The 16559-nt window shown below is 68.3% G+C and carries 15 protein-coding genes; 12 read left to right on the top strand and 3 right to left on the bottom strand.

Going from position 1 to position 16559, the window contains the following annotated elements; all coding sequences use genetic code 11:
• The first annotated feature begins 3 nt into the window (after positions 1-3).
• From C8271_RS00310 to C8271_RS00260, 12 genes are all read left to right on the top strand, one after another.
• On the top strand, positions 4-693 hold the full coding sequence (locus C8271_RS00310) for a DUF624 domain-containing protein (RefSeq protein WP_106505633.1): 690 nt from the start codon (positions 4-6) through the stop codon (positions 691-693).
• A gap of 24 nt (positions 694-717) precedes the next feature.
• The gene (locus C8271_RS00305) at positions 718-1770 is read left to right on the top strand and encodes a LacI family DNA-binding transcriptional regulator (RefSeq protein WP_106505632.1); all 1053 of its coding nucleotides are present in this window, start codon (positions 718-720) and stop codon (positions 1768-1770) included.
• 270 nt (positions 1771-2040) lie between these two features.
• Positions 2041-3639 carry a sodium:solute symporter family protein gene (locus C8271_RS00300; RefSeq protein WP_106507763.1) on the top strand — a complete coding sequence of 533 codons (1599 nt, stop codon included), beginning with the start codon at positions 2041-2043 and terminating at the stop codon, positions 3637-3639.
• A gap of 61 nt (positions 3640-3700) precedes the next feature.
• The gene (locus tag C8271_RS13930; RefSeq protein WP_212591308.1) at positions 3701-3832 is read left to right on the top strand and encodes a putative transporter small subunit; all 132 of its coding nucleotides are present in this window, start codon (positions 3701-3703) and stop codon (positions 3830-3832) included.
• A gap of 99 nt (positions 3833-3931) precedes the next feature.
• The gene (gene glpX / locus C8271_RS00295; RefSeq protein WP_106505631.1) at positions 3932-5065 is read left to right on the top strand and encodes a class II fructose-bisphosphatase; all 1134 of its coding nucleotides are present in this window, start codon (positions 3932-3934) and stop codon (positions 5063-5065) included.
• A 14-nt stretch (positions 5066-5079) separates the two neighbouring features.
• Entirely contained in the window at positions 5080-5769 is a 690-nt protein-coding gene (locus C8271_RS00290; protein WP_212591307.1) for an NUDIX hydrolase, read from the top strand.
• A gap of 153 nt (positions 5770-5922) precedes the next feature.
• On the top strand, positions 5923-7242 hold the full coding sequence (locus C8271_RS00285) for a M20 family metallopeptidase (RefSeq protein ID WP_245920676.1): 1320 nt from the start codon (positions 5923-5925) through the stop codon (positions 7240-7242).
• A gap of 266 nt (positions 7243-7508) precedes the next feature.
• Positions 7509-7814: a hypothetical protein gene (locus tag C8271_RS13645; RefSeq protein ID WP_138774488.1), complete on the top strand. Its 306-nt coding sequence runs from the start codon at positions 7509-7511 to the stop codon at positions 7812-7814.
• 274 nt (positions 7815-8088) lie between these two features.
• Positions 8089-9084: an NAD-dependent epimerase/dehydratase family protein gene (locus C8271_RS00275; RefSeq protein WP_106505629.1), complete on the top strand. Its 996-nt coding sequence runs from the start codon at positions 8089-8091 to the stop codon at positions 9082-9084.
• A 144-nt stretch (positions 9085-9228) separates the two neighbouring features.
• A complete protein-coding gene (locus C8271_RS00270) occupies positions 9229-10551 on the top strand; it encodes a UDP-glucose dehydrogenase family protein (RefSeq protein WP_106505628.1) in 1323 nt (440 codons plus the stop codon).
• 329 nt (positions 10552-10880) lie between these two features.
• Positions 10881-11975, top strand: a complete 1095-nt coding sequence (locus tag C8271_RS00265; protein WP_106505627.1) for an ROK family transcriptional regulator — start codon at positions 10881-10883, stop codon at positions 11973-11975.
• Positions 11976-12257: 282 nt separating this feature from the next.
• Positions 12258-13283, top strand: coding sequence for a TerC/Alx family metal homeostasis membrane protein (locus tag C8271_RS00260; protein ID WP_106505626.1), 1026 nt, complete (start codon positions 12258-12260; stop codon positions 13281-13283).
• A 182-nt stretch (positions 13284-13465) separates the two neighbouring features.
• Here C8271_RS00260 and gluQRS read toward each other — a convergent pair whose 3' ends face one another.
• The 3 genes from gluQRS to C8271_RS00245 all read right to left on the bottom strand — a co-directional run bounded on the left by gluQRS (position 13466) and on the right by C8271_RS00245 (position 16204).
• Complete coding sequence (gene gluQRS, locus C8271_RS00255) at positions 13466-14398, bottom strand: tRNA glutamyl-Q(34) synthetase GluQRS (RefSeq protein WP_106505625.1); 933 nt, start codon at positions 14396-14398, stop codon at positions 13466-13468.
• A complete protein-coding gene (locus C8271_RS00250; protein WP_170957743.1) occupies positions 14388-14981 on the bottom strand; it encodes a GNAT family N-acetyltransferase in 594 nt (197 codons plus the stop codon). Before C8271_RS00250 ends, gluQRS begins: the two co-directional genes overlap by 11 nt.
• A 341-nt stretch (positions 14982-15322) precedes the next feature.
• A complete protein-coding gene (locus C8271_RS00245) occupies positions 15323-16204 on the bottom strand; it encodes a hypothetical protein (RefSeq protein ID WP_245920674.1) in 882 nt (293 codons plus the stop codon).
• Positions 16205-16559: the final 355 nt, after the last annotated feature.

Raw genomic sequence — 16559 nt, 5'->3', positions numbered from 1 at the left:
TCGATGACCAGCGCGGTGGAGGGGGCCGGCCCGGAGGAGGCCGACGCCCAGGGCGGAGCGCTCACCGGGGTGATGCGTGCGCTGGCCTGGGTGCCCCGCCTGGTGGGGCTCCATCTCGGCTGGATCGCTCTGGTGCTGGCCGGTGGCATCGTGCTGGGCATCGGCCCGGCCGGTGTTGCGCTCGTGGCCGAGCTCGAGGAGCGTTCGGACAGACCGCCGCAACTGCAGGCCACCGCGGCGAGGGTCCTGGGGCGTTTCCGTCGGGAGCTTGTGCCGGCCAGCCTCGCCGTCGGCCCCTTCCTCGTAATCGGCACCGCTGCAGCGCTGAACCTGGTCCTCGCCGGCGTAGGGCTCGCCCCGGGGTGGTTCGTCCCCTACGGGCTCGGCCCTGCCGCCGTCCTGCTTCTCTGGGCGATCCCGGCCTTCCACCACGCCATCGTCCTGCGGGTGCTGCGTCCCGAGGTCTCGATCCCTGACCTGTGGCGGGCCGCCGCTGCCGCCCCGGTGCTGCTGCCCGTGGCCAGCATCGGCTGGTGGGTCACCATCGGCTCAGTACTGGTGGTCTGTGCGGTGATCGTGCCGGTAGGAGTTCTGATGGGCAGCGGCCTGGTGGTCGCCGCCACGTGGGCTCTGCTGCTGCGTGCCTGGCAGGGAAGAATCGAAGAGGCGGCCGCTGCACGGGCCGCCAGGTGAACGCATAGCTGCTGAAGGACCCGCATGACGGAGACTCCCGCTCGCGCCGCAGGGCGCCGCCCCGTCACCCTGCGAGACGTCGCCGACGCCGCCGGAGTGTCGATCAAAACGGTCTCCAATGTGGTCAACGATCGGCCGAACGTCGGACCCGCCACCCGCGAACGTGTGCAGCAGATCATCCGGGAGCTGAACTACCGGCCCCAGGTGGGCGCACGGCAGCTGCGCACCGGCACCAGCGGCCTGATCACCCTCGCGATCCCCTCCCTTGCCGGCTCCTACTTCTCGGAGCTCGCCCAGGCCTTCGCCCAGGAGGCCCAGCGGCGGCGGCATTCGATCATGCTGCACACCACGGTGGGCGGCGCTGAGGAGGAACGCAGTGTGCTGTCTGGCTTCACCCGGGTGATCGGTGATGGCGTCATCTTCAGCCCGATCGCCATCGGGGAGGACACGCTGGCTGCGATGGATCGCACGATCCAACCGACTGTCTTTATCGGCGAGCATGTGCCCGAGCAGGCACTGCCCGCGGGGAGCGACTACGTGCACACCGACAACGTGCAGGCCGCCGCGGATGCTACCGCGCATCTCGCCCAGCGGGGCTCCCGGCGGATCGCCTACGTCGGCGCTCTCACCGTGGCCGAGGCCGCGCAAGAGCACTCCACCAGCCGGCTGCGTGTTGCCGGGTATCGCCAGGCGCTTGCCGAGCGCGGGCTGGGGCCGCCCGTCGTCCAAGCGGTGGAGACGTGGACACTGGAGGGCGGGGCCGCGGCGGTGCCGCCGTTGCTGGCTAACTGCCCCGACGTTGACGGCATTGTGTGCGGCAATGATGAGATCGCCCGAGGCGTCATGCTCGCTCTGCGTACCCGCGGCCTCGAGGTGCCGCAGCAGGTCCGCGTGATCGGCTACGACGACACCCGCGAGTCGCGCTACACCACGCCCACACTGTCTTCGATCGATCCGCAGCGTGAGCAGCTCGTTGGCACAGTGCTGGACATGCTGATCGAACGTATCCAGGGGTATGACGGCCCGCCACGTCGAGTGATCGCGCCGCACCGACTGATGGCGCGCGCTTCGAGCTGAGACGGTCTCGTGGTCTGGGACTGGGGCGGGAGGTTCTCGTCGCCCTGACCCGTCCCAGAGGTCGGATCAGGATGCGAGCGGTTCCGACAGTGTGTCAGGATCGTTTCTCCTCCCGAGAGCCGGAACAGCCGGTCGCGCTCACGATCCGACCGGGTTCCACCCCCGCTGTCACATAGAAAGGACCCCTCTGTGCCGCCCGGACTGGACGACACCAAGCAGCTCGGAACCCTCGGAGTCATCCTGCTCCTGCTGATCTTCTACGGCGGGACGATGTGGATGTCTGTGGCGATCTCCCGTCGCCAGGAGAACGCCGACGACTACATGACGGCCGGCAACAAGATCGGGTTCGGCATCTCCGCAGCGTCGATGACCGCCACCTGGATCTGGGCGTCCTCCATGTACGCTTCCGCGACCGCGGGTTACACCTACGGCGTCTCCGGCCCGATCCATTACGGACTGTGGGGAGCCCTGATGATCCTGTTCATCTACCCCTTCGGCCGACGGATCCGGTCCGTGGCCCCGCGAGCCCACACGCTTGCCGAGGTCATGTACGCCCGGCATGGGCGCGCCAGCCAGCTGATGCTCGCCGGCTCCAATGTCCTGGGCTCGACCATCTCGCTGACCTCGAACTTCATCGCCGGCGGTGCACTCATCGCAATGCTCTCCCCGTTGAGTTTCGGCGCCGGCATCCTGATCGTCGCCGGTGGGGTGCTGATGTACACGCTGTGGTCCGGCTTCCGGGCCTCCGTGCTCACCGACTTCGCGCAGGTGATGGCCATGCTGGGCGCTGCCGTCGTGATCATCCCGGTGGTGTTCTTCGCTGCCGGTGGGCCGTCGATGTTCGATCCGGCGACCGCCGCTGAGCGGGTGACCCCCGCCCAGCAGAGCTTCTTCTCCTCCGACGCCTTCATGAACCAGGGCGCCCCCTACATCGCGGCGGTCCTCGCCTATGCGATCGGCAACCAGACCATCGCCCAGCGCCTCTTCGCCGTCCGCGAAGATCTCATCCGTCCCACCTTCATCACCGCGACCGTCGGCTACGGCGCCACCGTGATCGGCATCGGCATGCTCGGCGTCATGGCGCTCTACCTCGGTGTGGCTCCGATGGACGGGGACGTCAACAACCTCATCCCGCAGATGGCCGGCACCTATCTGCCGATCATCCTGCTCGCCCTCGCCTTCCTCATGATCATCGGCTCGCTGTCCTCGACCGCTGACTCGGATCTCTCGGCGCTCAGCTCCATCGTCATGGCCGACATCTACGGCCAGTCGGTGGGCCGCGGCCGGGCGAACCCCCGAACGATGCTGCTGATCGGCCGCGCCACCATGATCGTGGCGACGGCGGCGGCTCTCTACTTCGCCACCGCTCGCTTCAACATCCTGGACCTGCTGGTCTTCGTCGGGGCTCTCTGGGGCTGCCTCGTCTTCCCCGTGATCGCCTCGTTCTACTGGAAGAAGGTCACCAACATGGCCTTCACCGTCTCCGTGCTGGCGGCACTGGCCGTGTTCCTGCCCGTGCGGTTCGAATGGATCGCGCTGACCGGCCCGTGGGCGCTGATCGTCGAACTGCTCTCCATCATCGGTGTCGGCGTCATCCTCGGCATCATGGCCTTCGGCTTCTTCGGACTGCGCCCAGCGCTCGTGATCGGAGCGATTGCCACCGTCGTGATGCTTCCGATCGGATTCGGATTCCTGCGGGATTATGCGGTGCTCTCCGGATCGCTGGTCGCTTACGCCGTCTCGTTCCTGGTGTGCTGGGGCATGTCGGTCCGTTCCTCGATGGACTTCGACTTCGAGCGGATCAAGGAGATCACCGGCGACTTCGACACCTCCGAGGCGATCGAGACTGCCCAGGAGGGGGCTCGATGACGGTCTGCGCCCTGTCTGTGATCACGACTCATCCCGCCTCGTCGCAACGGAAGGAATCCTGATGTCCGCTGCTCTGCTGACCGTCTACGTCCTGATGTTCCCGGTGATCGTCGCCGGAGTCCTCATCGTCATCGCACGCGGTTTCGTGCGCGATGTCCGGGAGGCCAAGAAGGAGGGCCGCCCGATCATCTGATCCCCGTCGGCACCGGCCATAGCACCGGGACGGTGACCGGGCGGTGTCTCGCGGACGAACGAACCGGAACGATGCGGCCCGGCCAGGACCCTTCCTGGCATGTCTCCCAAGCGCCTTCTCTACGATGGGGGACGAGAACGGCACCGCTTAGTGCCGCGTTGGTCAGTGACGACCCGCTGGGACGCGCTGACGCCGTACGCGCTTACCCGTTCTCTCGCAGTCCGCTACGACGATGGAGACACTGTGAACTCGGAGAACACCACCACCGCTCCCGACCGCAACCTCGCCCTGGAGCTCGTGCGCGTCACGGAGGCGGCGGCGATCGCCGGCGGCCGCTGGGTCGGCTTCGGTGAGAAGAACAAGGCCGACGGCGCGGCCGTGGACGCGATGCGCTCCTTCATGGACACCGTGCGTATGGACGGCACTGTCGTGATCGGCGAGGGCGAGAAGGATGAGGCGCCCATGCTGTTCAACGGCGAAAAGGTGGGCGACGGCACCGGCCCCGTGGTGGACGTGGCGGTCGACCCCATCGACGGCACCCGCCTGACCGCTCTGGGCTACAACAACGCACTGAGTGTTTTCGCTGTGGCAGAGCGCGGCGCCATGTTCGACCCGTCGGCCGTGTTCTACATGGAGAAGATGGTCGTGGGCCCCGAGGCCGCTGACTTCGTGGACCTGCGCCTGCCGATCAAGCAGAACATCCACCTGGTGGCCAAGGCGCTCGGCAAGCCGGTCAACCAGGTCACCGTCTGTGTGCTGGAGCGTCCCCGCCACGAGCAGCTCGTGCAGGAGATCCGTGAGGCCGGCGCCCGCGTCAAGTTCATCATGGACGGTGACGTGGCCGGCGCGATCGCCGCCGCCCGCGGCACCGGCGTGGACATGCTGCTGGGCACCGGGGGCACTCCCGAGGGCATCGTCGCAGCCTGCGCGATCAAGGCCACGGGCGGCATGATCCAGGGTCGGCTCGCACCCCGCGACGACGACGAACGGCAGAAGGCGATTGACGCCGGACACGACCTTGACCGCGTGCTGACCACGAACGACCTGGTCACCACGGACAACTGCTACTTCGCCGCCACCGGCATCACCGACGGCGAGCTGCTGAACGGCGTGAAGTACATGAAGGATCGCGTCGTCACCCAGTCCCTGGTCATGCGCGCCACCTCCGGCACCGTGCGTCTCGTGGAGGCCGAGCATCGTCTGGAGAAGTGGGACCGCTGGCTGAAGAACTGACGGGAGCCGCCGGCATGAGCGCCGAGACGGCCCCGCACATGGCGGTGGCCGTAGACCTCGTGATCCTCACCCTGCGCGAGGGACGCTTCAGCGTGCTGCTGATCCGCCGCCGCTCGGACCCGTACGGGCAGGCGTGGGCGCTTCCTGGCGGGTTCGTCCGCGCCGAAGAGGACCTGGTGGATGCCGCCCAGCGTGTCCTCGCCGACGAAGCCTCCCTGGGCGAGGACCGCGTCTACCTCGAGCAGGTGCGCACCTTCGGTGAGCCCGGCCGGGACCCGCGCGGACGCATCGTCTCCGTCGTGTTCATGGCGCTCGGGGCAGACCTGCCCGACCCCGTGCAGGGCGAGGACGTGGATGACGCCCGCTGGTGGGCGGTCGATGACCTGGACAGCATTGACCTGGCCTTTGACCACGCCCGCATCCTCGAGGTTGCGATCGACAGGGCTCGCTCCAAACTCGAGTACACGACCCTCGCCACCACGTTCCTGCCGGAGGAGTTCACCATCAGCCAGCTGCGGCGGGTGTACGAAGCGGTATGGGGCACCCGGCTGGATGCCGGAAACTTCCACCGCAAGGCCACTCGCTCCGCCTGTTTCCTGGAAGAGCTCGATGGGCGCGCCGCGGAGACCGGTGGCCGGCCTGCCCGCCTGTTCCGCGCCGGACCCGGCGAGGGGCTGAACCCGCCGTTGCTGCGCGGCACCTGAGGACGCGGTGCACCCACCTTCCGGGCGCGGAGCACTGTCGGCCGCCGACGCGAAAGAGCCGCCCCGAGCCGCCGCCCCGTGGGCGCGATCGCACTCGACCCGCTCACATCGATGTAGCCGCCCCGAGCCGCAACACCGTGGGATGATCGCCGCATGACCGGTCCATCACAGGAGCACAGCGACCCGGTGGCGTGGGCGGCGGCGGACATGCTCGACCGTATTGAGCAGGCGCACCGCGCTCGCCGCGAGCAGATCCGCGCCTACAGCCTGGCCCTGCACGAGGACCCGGAGACCGCGTTCGAGGAGCATCGGGCGTGCGCCCGCACCACGGCGCTGCTGGAGGAGGCCGGGTTCGCTGTCGAGCGCGGCACCGGCCTGCCCACCGCGTTCACCGCGACGTTGGGGGAGGGGTCCTTCACCGTGGCGCTCTGCGTCGAGTACGACGCACTGCCCGGCATCGGGCATGGCTGCGGGCATAACCTCATCGCCGCCGCCTCCGTGGGCGCCGCGCTCGCGCTGCGTGATGCTGCCGCTGATGCTGACGGCTCCTTCGGTGACCTGGACCTGACCCTGCAGGTGATCGGCACCCCGGCCGAGGAGCACGGCGGCGGGAAGCAGCTGCTGATCGACGCCGGCGTGTTCGATCAGGCCGACGCGGCATTGATGGCGCACCCCATGCCGCATACCGACACCTACGACCCGATCGGCTCCACCAGCCAGGCAGTGGGCCGCTGGCGCGCCGTGTACAGCGGCCGGGGCGCGCATGCCGCCGCGAACCCGGCCGACGGCATCAACGCGAACGATGCAGCCGTGATCGCCCAGGTGGCGGCTGGCCTGCTGCGTCAGCGGATGCGCGATGGCCAGCGCATAGCGCTCGTGCCGCAGCAGGATGGGCTCACCAACATCATTCCCGAGCGTGCGGTGCTCGACGTCGAATGCCGAGCGCTGACCATGCCCGAGTTCGAGGTGCTGCGCGAGAGCCTGTTCGCTGCCGTGCGTGCCGGTGCCGTGGCCACTGGCTGCGAGCTCAGCATCGAGGCCACCGAACCCGTATACGAGCCGCTGCTCCAGGACGAACTGCTGGGGCGGTTGTGGAACCGCGGCATGGCGCGCCTGGGCCGCCCGCTGTGCGGCTCTCTCGGCATCCAGGCGGCCTCCACTGACATGGGCAATGTGTCCCAGCGCGTGCCCTCGCTGCACCCGTTCGTCGGCATCACGGGGGCCGACGGGGCCCTGCACACCACGACCTTCGCCGCCCATGCCCGCTCTGAGGAGGGCCTGCGCCTGATGGAGGACGCGGGGCTCACCATGGCCTGGATGATCCGTGACCTGGCTGCCGATCCCGAGGCACGCGCGAGACTGCGGGCCCGCCGCGATGAACAGCGCGCTGCCCAGAATCAGGAGGGCCGCACATCAGATGCTGCCCCCGAGCAGCCGAGCACCCCGGGGCCGACGGAGGCGAGCGCGCCGTGATCGAGCAGCGCACCGCGGGGCCGGGGCCGTCGGCGTTCATAGCTTGCGGACTGCGCGGGTTCGAGCAGCACACCCTGAGGCTCAGGCCGTCGGTATTCACGGACTGCGGACTGCAGGGGGCCGAGCGGCGCACCGCGGGGCCGGAGCAGCCCGTGCGTAGGCGGCTCCTGCTTCGCCTTCCCTTGCTCGCCGTGGGTAGCGGGATGAGTGCGGCCGCGCTCAGTGCCTGCGGCGGGACAGAGGACGAGGATCCGGGGCCGGAGCCCGTGACCGAAATCGGCACCCCCGTGGCGGCGCCGTCGGGAGAGGTCACGGCCGTGCTGGACACTGCTGGGAATGCCGTCGGCGTCGTTCTGCGCGACACGAGTGGAACCGATATATGGGCCGACGATTTCCCGTACGCGCCCACGATGGAGACGGGTCTGCTGTGGGAGACGGCAGCGGACGTGTTGTGGGTTCTTTCCGCTGATCTGGGGACGGCCCGCATCGCTCAGACCGACGGCGCTTGGTCGAAACTGATGCCCGTGCCAGAGGGCGAGATCCCCGAGCAGATCGCCCACTGGATCCGCTGAGCCGCATCGCTGCAACCCTGTGGGCGCCTGTTCGCCGGAGAGCGTCACGCCGTGGAGTCCACAGGGGAAGCGATGGCGGCGAGCGCCCCATGCGAGAGAGAGCCAAGACTCCGCAGCCAGGGCATGATCCGTCAGGCCACGGCCGCCTGGGGTGTGGCGTCGCGAACGTCCCGTTCTTAGCGCGGGTGTTCGCTTAGCCTGAAGACGCACGACCCGCCGCGGCCCGCGACGATGGTGGCGCCCCGGCGTTGATCCCCATCGCAAAGGAGAAGCCGTGTCTGCCAAGAAGGTGCTCGTTCTGGGAGGAACCGGCCTGCTGGGCTACGCCACAACCCGTGAGCTCGTGGCTCGTGGCTATCAGGTCACCTCTGTTGCTCTGCCGCCGATCCCCACCGACGACCTCTTCGCCGAGTTCGGTGATGCCGTCGACTCCCGGCTGGAGGACGTCACCGCGTTCAGCGATGAGCAGCTTGCGGAGCTCGTGGCCGGCCACTACGCCGTCATGTACGCGATCGGCGCCGATGAGCGCACCGTCCCGCCTGCCCCGGCGGCCCGCTTCTTCTACGAAGCCAACGTGCTGCCGACGCAGCGCATCGCGGCAGCTGCCCGCGACGCAGGAGTGGAGAAGTTCGTGGTGTACGGCTCGTACTTCGCCGAGTTCGCCCAGACGAAGCCTGAGCTCGGCCTGCAGCACGAGGCATACCCGATCATGCGTCTGCTCCAGGAGCAGGTGGCGTTCGCTGAGGGCGACGGCGCCATGGACGTGACCAGCCTTCGCCTGCCCTACATCTTCGGCACGATGCCAGGGCGGATGCCGCTGTGGAAGATGTTCGTGGACCAGATTCGCGGCCAGCAGGTGTTCCCTGCGCATCCCGGCGGGATCACGGCTGCGGTCACCACGCGCCAGGTGGCCCAAGCGGCTGTGGGTGCAATGGAGCAGGGAGAGCACCGCGGCACCTATGCCCTGGGCGGATACAACCTCTCCCACCAGGAGTTCTACGAAACGATCGTCCGGCGTCTGGGGCAGGACACCCAGGTTCCTCTCGTGCCGTTCGAGGCGCTTGAACCAACGCTCGCGGAGCTTGACCGGCAGGCTGCGGAGCAGGGTGTCGAGCATGGCATCCATATGGTCCTCAGCGGCCGAGTGCGCGCCGTGGACCTCGGGATCGACCCCAAGCCGGTGATGGCGACGCTTGGCTACGAGCAGGATGACGTTCCCGCCGCGATCGAGCAGACCCTGGACGTCGTGCTGGCCGACCCGCAGCCCTGACCGGCTGCTCGTCGGCCCCTGGATCGCCCAGTCGACCGCTGGGCGATCCTCCCTGTACACCTCCCCGTCACATGCGCGTGGCAGTCTCAGCGGACGGCCTATCCGCCGAGGTGCGGACGCGGGAGAAGCAGGAGCAGAAGCAGCATGAAGATCTCCGTCATCGGTGTGGGATACCTCGGCGCGGTCCACGCGGCGAGCATGGCGGATCTCGGGCATGACGTCGTCGGCCTCGATGTCGATGAGCAGCGCATCGAGCGACTGAACCAGGGTGAGGCCCCGTTCCACGAGCCCGGCTTCGAGGAGATCCTGCGCCGCGGCCTTCAGGCCCAGACGTTGCGTTTCACCAGCGACTATCGGGACGTGGCCGACGCCGACGTGCACTTCCTGGGCCTGGGTACTCCGCAGCGTGCCGACGGGCTCGGGGCTGACCTCACGTACGTGCGCGCCGCTGTCGACGCTCTGATCGAGGTGCTGTCCGCGCGGGCCGGCGCCCCCACACTCGTAGTGGGCAAGTCCACGGTGCCGGTGGGCACCGCCCGTCTGCTCGCAGCCGATCTCGAACAACTCGACGGCGTTCACCTTATGTGGAACCCCGAGTTCCTGCGGGAAGGCTTCGCCGTGCAGGACACCCTTGAACCGGATCGCATCGTTTATGGCGTGAGCGACCCGCACGATGAGCAGGACCCCTCGGCGGGGATCCTGGACGAGGTGTACGCGCCGATCCTCGAGCGCGGCACCCCGCGCCTGGTGATGGGCCTGGAAGCGGCCGAGCTCGTGAAGGTCTCCGCCAACGCGTTCCTGGCCACCAAGATCTCGTTCATCAACGCCATTGCAGAGCTGTGCGAGACGGCGGGCGCGGATGTCACCGACGTGGCGCGAGCAATCGGTATGGACGACCGCATCGGCAAGAAGTTCCTGCGCGCCGGCGTGGGTTTCGGCGGTGGTTGCCTGCCCAAGGACATTCGCGCCTTCATCGCGAGCGCCGAGGAGATGGGCACCGGCCACTCGCTCGCCTTCCTGCGGGAGGTCGATGCGATCAACCAGCGCCGACGCGACCGTGTGGTCGAACTTGCCCAGGACATGCTGGGAGACCTCGCGGGTCGCCGTATCACTGTGTTGGGGGCGTCATTCAAGCCCGACAGCGACGATGTGCGCGACTCTCCGGCCCTCGAGATCGCCTCCCGGCTCATGGCGGCGGGCGCCGACGTTCGGGTCACGGACCCGCAGGCCCTCGCGAACGCTCAACGTCGCATCCCCGGATTGGTCACGGTGGATGACCTCGAGGACGCCCTTACCGGCGCCGAGCTCGTCCTGCTGCTGACAGAGTGGCGTGAGTACCGGGACCTCGATCCTGAGCATGTTCGATCGCTCGTGGCGCAGCCGCGGATCATCGATGGCCGTGGTGTGCTGGACCCGGCTGACTGGCGTGCGGCCGGCTGGGAGGTCGCCGCGCTCGGGCGTCCCTGATCGGTGCTGACCTGCGGCCCGGTGCCGCAGGGCGAGCGAGTGATTCTGGCGTTGGCATCCGGTGCACCCCGTCGTCGGCCTTGTGCTGACCCGTTGGTAACCCCTGGTGTGATGTCACGACGAGGGCGCGACGTGAGCCTGAACAGGGACGTTGATGCTTTCGGAGGAGGGGCACCGACGAAAGTACTGGTCGCTAGGGGCTGTCTGCCGCGATAAGTTACTCTCGGTCGGCGCCCAGGGCGCCGTGGTGCACGGTGCCGATCAGGAAGGCGTACCGCGTATCGCGGATGGATAGGGTGCCACGGCACGACGGAGCATGAAGGAGTCTGATGGATCTCGCGAGGCGTGGAGCTGATCCCGCATTCATCCGCCACTGGAATGAATGCGCGGTGGTGGAAGCCCTGCGTCGGTCCGGTCCGCAGAAGGTCAGCGATCTGCGCGCGACCACGGGCATCACCGCTGGCCCTCTGGGGCAGGTGCTGAAGGGCCTCGAAGAGAAGCACTGGGTGCAGTCACAACGCGCGGAGATCGTCGGCCCGGGACGCCCGCCGCAGATCTTCTCCTTGGCGGATCCCGCCGGATACGTGATCGGTATCGAGATCTCCGCCACCGATTTGCGCATGAGTCGCTGTGGAGTCTGCGGCGAGGTCGACAAATGCTACGAGCAGCCCTTCGACCCCCGCAGTGAACCTACTGCCGTGCATGCAGCGATTCGTCACGGTATCGACCGACTCCTCTTCGACGGGTGTAAATCGATATGGTCGGTCACCATCGCTCTCAACGCGCACGTGACCGAACAGGGCTCCACGGTGGATTGTCAGGCCCTGCAAGACCTCCTTGGCCCCGACCCCGCACAAACCCTCGGCCGGGACCTGCCGGTACCCGTGACCACTGTCAGTCGCATGTACGCGCTGCTGCGGGCAGAGATGGGTGCGCGCGGCGCTGACTGCGCCGACGACATGTTGCTTGTGGACCCGATCGGTGTGAACGCCGTGGGTGCCGTCGTCGGAGGCTCCCCGCTGTGGCCGCCGCATCGCACACGGTGGCTTCGGCACGACCGACACCTTGAGGCGCAGCTGGGGGCGATCCGCGACGGGGACGACGAGGCCCAGGCCGCGCTCGTCAGCCAGATGGAGAAGGGCGCGGCCTCACTGGGACTCGTGATCTCCGTGCTTGGCCCGAACCGCGTGATCGTCACCGTGCAGGAGCCTGTCTTCCGTGAACCTGCGATCACGCTCATCCGGGAGGCTATCGAGCGTGACGTCACCGAGCCGCCACCGGTCGAGGGAACCGCCTGCCCACCCAGCGCAGTGGCGGACGGCGCCGCGCTGCTCGCCCGAGACCGTGTACACAACACGCTGCTCTCCCATGCTGACGGGGCTCTGCCGCTGACCCGCCAGGAGTTCCTCGCTCGCGCCCGTTGAGGATGCGGCGCGACGTGCCAGGGCTGTTGGGCGGACGATGTTCTGGGCCCGCATCCGCTGTGGTGGGCACAGTCCGCGTTAGTCGGGATTAAGCGAGTGGTCGTGGATCTGGCCCGCTCTGGACGGCACCGGCCTTGTCGGCCGGACGTGAGATCCCACTGATCTGGCCTATGCCCCTGGCCGTCCCCCTGGCGGGGAGCTATACGCTGGCGGGGTACCCGCGCCAACCACCGGAGGACTACCGGACGGCGTGGGGATGACGGCTCATGGGAAGGCCCTTTCGTGGGAACACTGCACCTCGGATTCGAGATCGCGTCGCTCGTGGTCTTCACAGTCATCCTCCTCATCGACCTGCTGCTGGTGATCAAGCGGCCCCACGAGCCGTCGATGAAGGAATCAGCCTGGTCGTTCGTGTTCTACATGGCGCTGGCGTTCGCTTTCGCCGGTGTGCTGTGGGTGATGGCTGACGCGGTCTTCGCCGGCGAGTTCATCACCGGCTTCCTGCTCGAGAAGTCACTCAGCGTGGACAACCTGTTCGTGTTCATCGTGATCATGAGCAAGTTCGCGGTGCCGCGGAAGTACCAGCAGGAAGTGCTGATGGTGGGCATCATCATCGCGCTGATCGCCCGCGGCCTGTTCATCGCCATGGGTGTGGTGATCATCGACAGGTTCGCTGGCGTGTTCTACCTGTTCGGCATCTTCCTGCTGTGGACCGCCTGGAAGCAGGTCAGCGACGACGATGACGACGATGGTGATTCGTTCATCATGCGCACTCTGCGCAAGGTCATCCCGGTCACCGAACGCTATGACGAGAACAAGCTGCGCACTACGGTGAACGGCCGCACCATGTTCACCCCGATGCTGTTGGTCTTCGTCACCATCGGCCTCACGGACGTGATGTTCGCACTGGACTCGATCCCGGCGATCTTCGGTGTCACAAAGAACGGCTTCCTGGTGTTCACCGCGAACCTGCTGGCCCTGATGGGGCTGCGGCAGCTGTACTTCCTGCTGGGTGGTTTGCTGGAACGGCTCAAGTACCTGCACTACGGCATCGGCGCGATCCTTGCGTTCATCGGCGTGAAGCTCCTGATCCACGCAATCCACGAAGCGCCGCTGGAATGGCTTCCCGGCTTTGAATACCTCGAGAAGGTGCCCGAGGTGCCGACCTGGCTCTCACTCACGTTCATCCTGGTCGCCATGACCGTTGCGACACTCGCCTCGCTGGTCTCGAGCCGCCGCGACGAGCAGCGAGAGATCGCCGCCGCAGAATCCGGGTCGGGGTCAGCGGCCGACTCCACGCAGGACTGACCGCTGCGCAGACGGTTCCCGTGAGTGCAGATGGCGCCGGGTAAGTCTGGGCGCCCTCCCGGTGCAGCCGCGCCATCCGTGGACACCCCCTTGGTCTTGTGCCGACGGGTCAATGTTCTTCGCGCTGCGGGCATGTCCACGACCCACGGAGGTCGCTGGCGTGCCCCGGAATACCGGCGACCTCATCGAGCCAGGTCCACGACCCACGGGTCGCGTACGAGAGCAGCTGGTTCCCACTGCTCGAGCAGATCCCGCGCCGTGCGGCAGCCGGGCACACCGAGGGAACTGCCGATCCGTTCGACCACGTCGTCCGCGCTCTCACCGAGGTCGAGGCGGTCGCGCAGGGTGACAGCGCCGTCACGCTTGGCCAGCCGTGCCCCGTCGGTGTTCACCGCGAGCGGCACATGCGCGTAGTGCGGCTGCTTGTAACCCAACAGATGCGCCAGATGTGCCTGACGCGGCGCAGAGCTCAGCAGGTCATCGGCACGCACCACCTGATCCACACCGGCGGCCGCATCATCCACGACCACCGCCAGGTTGTATGCCACGACGCCGTCGCCCCGTCGAAGCACCAGATCATCGACGGCGCCATCGACGTTGCCGGCCCACAGGTCCTGCACCCGCCAGCTCTCCACGGAGGCGCGCAGCCGCAGCGCAGGCTCCCTCCGCAGCTCGCGCATCTTCGCCCGGCCAGCCTCTCGCTGCGCATCGGTGAGCTGCCTGCAGGTCCCCGGGTAGGCGCCCGGCGGGGCGTGCGGTGCGGAGGGCGCTTCCAGAATCTCCCGACGCGTGCAATAGCACTCGTAGACCTGGCCCTCCTCACGCAGCGTCTGGATCGCCTGCTCGTGCGCTGCGGCGCGCTGCGATTGCCAGGTCACCTCACCGTCCCAGTCCAGGCCGATCGCCGCGAGGTCCTCTAGCTGGCGCTCGGCGGCACCCTCGCGCACGCGGTCCAGATCCTCCACACGCAGGTGGAAAGCGCGTGCGGTGCGTCGCGCGAGCACCCACGCCAGGATCGCGGTGCGTAGATTTCCCAGATGCAGGTCGCCGCTGGGGGAGGGGGCGTAGCGTCCCGCGCCTGCGGGGCACGGGGCCAACAGGTCATCAACGATCATCACGGCTGCTCCGCTCGATGTATCCGTGGGACTCTGGCGTATGGCGTCGGCGCCCTGGCCGTATGAGCAGCACGTCACCGGGCCGGTCCGCGGGAACGGGCCGCTGCGGCTGTGCGAGCTCGAAGCCCAGGCGCCGTGCGAGCCGCAGCGACGGTTCGTTCTGTCCGGACGTCACCACCAGCACGTCCCGTACACCGGGACCGTGCTCGGGGTGATCCAGCAGCGCACTGAGGGCCTCGATGGCGTAGCCGCGTCCGTGCACCGCCGGGGTGAAGCGGTAGTACAGCGACAGCTCGCCCGGGGCCACCGGATCGTCGGCGTCCAGGGGCGCGAGCCCGACGATGCCGAGCACATCTGCCGTGTCCAGCGATCGCACCGTCCAGTTCCCGCGGTCATGGAGGCGCCATGAAGTGAGCCACCGCTGCAATACCCAGCGCAGGTGCGCGGGCTCCGTGAGCGGGCCGTCCGGGTCGAAGCGGAAGGCGGCCGGGTCGCTGTGCAACTGCCACAGCTCGTGTTCGTCGGCCCACTGCACGGGGGTGAGCAGCAGGCGGTCAGTGACCAGCTCAGGGGCAGCGCTCATGGTCTCCTTCAGCAGGCGAACGCGATACGACGGCGGGGGACGGGAACGGTGGCCGGGTGACCATGATGGCCGAACGCGCACGAGGGCCGGACGGGAACGGCGGCCGCGCGAACGGGGGTCGGGTGGACATGACGGCCGAACGGGAAGGAGGGACGGGAATGGCGGCCGCGCGAACGGGGGTCGGGCGGACATGACGGCCGAACGGGAAGGAGGGACGGGACTGGCGGCCGAACGGGAACGGCGGCCGGATGGATGACGACGGCGCGGCGGCCACCGTCTGAAGACGGGACCGCCGCGCCGTGCGGGTCGCCAAGGCTGTGCCTCAGCGGCTCAGGTCAGTCTCAGGCGTCGCCGCGGTGGTTGCCGCGCTTCTCGCCGCGACCCTCGGGATCCTGCGGATTCTCCTCCGGGTTGCCGACGGGGTCGATCACGCGGCCCGGCGCGGAGTCCTTGTCCTTCGACGACGAAGAATCCTTCGCCGATGCGGACTCCTTCGACGGAGCGGATTCGACCTTCACGTTCTTCGGGGTGACGTCCGAGCTGCGGTCATCGCCCTTCAGCGCGTCGGCCACGTCACCGGCGTCAGCGGAGCCGACGGTGTCGGAGACCGTGTCGGAGTCGGATTCCGACCCGGCGGACGCGGGGTAGTGGGCGCGGGCGAAGTCGGCCGGCGGAGCCCAGGGGTCCTCGACCGGACGGGTCTTCTTCCAGGCCACGTAGCCAGCGGCTGCACCGGCAGCAACCAGCCCCAGCACGAGCAGCACCTTGCCGGCACCGCCCGACTTCTTCGGGCGCTTGGTGGGGGTCAGAGCGGCCTTACGGATGTCACCCTGACCCTTCTCGATCTCCTTGCGGGCTGCCGCGGCGGCGGCGCCGAGCACGGTGGAGGTGGCAGCAGCGGTCTTACGGGCGCGCGGGAGGTAGTCCTCCTCGAGGTCGCCGCGCAGCTTCTCGGCGCGCGGGCCCAGGTTCTGGGACAGCTCGCCCAGTCGCTCGCCCTGGTGGCGCAGGGTCTCCTCAATGCCGGGGCGCACCGAGTCAACGAACTCAGCGGCGCGGGCACGGGCCTCACGCGCACCCTCGGAGACGACGGGGCCGGTGGTTGCGGCGAGCTTCTGCAGCTCCTCGAGCGCCTTCTGCGCCTTGAGCGCGCTGGTGTTCGCAGCGTCGGCGGACTTCTTCGCGTGCTTCTTGGCCTTCTTATCGGCCTTGGTGAACGCCATAGGGGGCTCCCCTCTCGGTTCGATCGGCCTGGGGCCGACGATGGTCCTTGTCCGGGGCTGTCCGTCCCGCCACATCCAACGGATGCAGACGGTGCGCGCAACCTCCGGCTCGCGTGATGTCACTCTATCGTGACCTCCCGGGAGCTTCGAGGGAGTCTCGCGGACCACAGGGTCGGGAGGCCGACGGGCGCAGCCTCGGGGACCTGGCTACCGCGGGACGCGGCGTAGGGCAGAAGACGTCACAGCCGTCGGGCGGGGCGCTCACCGCCACCGCAGCCGTCGCCCGCGCAGCCGCCGCCCAACTCGCTTCTCCACCCGGCCGGCGCGTCGCGCCAGGGACGTATGCCGACACAGT

Source organism: Brachybacterium timonense (assembly GCF_900258505.1).
Classification (GTDB): domain Bacteria; phylum Actinomycetota; class Actinomycetes; order Actinomycetales; family Dermabacteraceae; genus Brachybacterium; species Brachybacterium timonense.
Note: the sequence above shows the minus strand (reverse complement) of the source record. Positions and strands in the feature narration are given on the sequence as shown.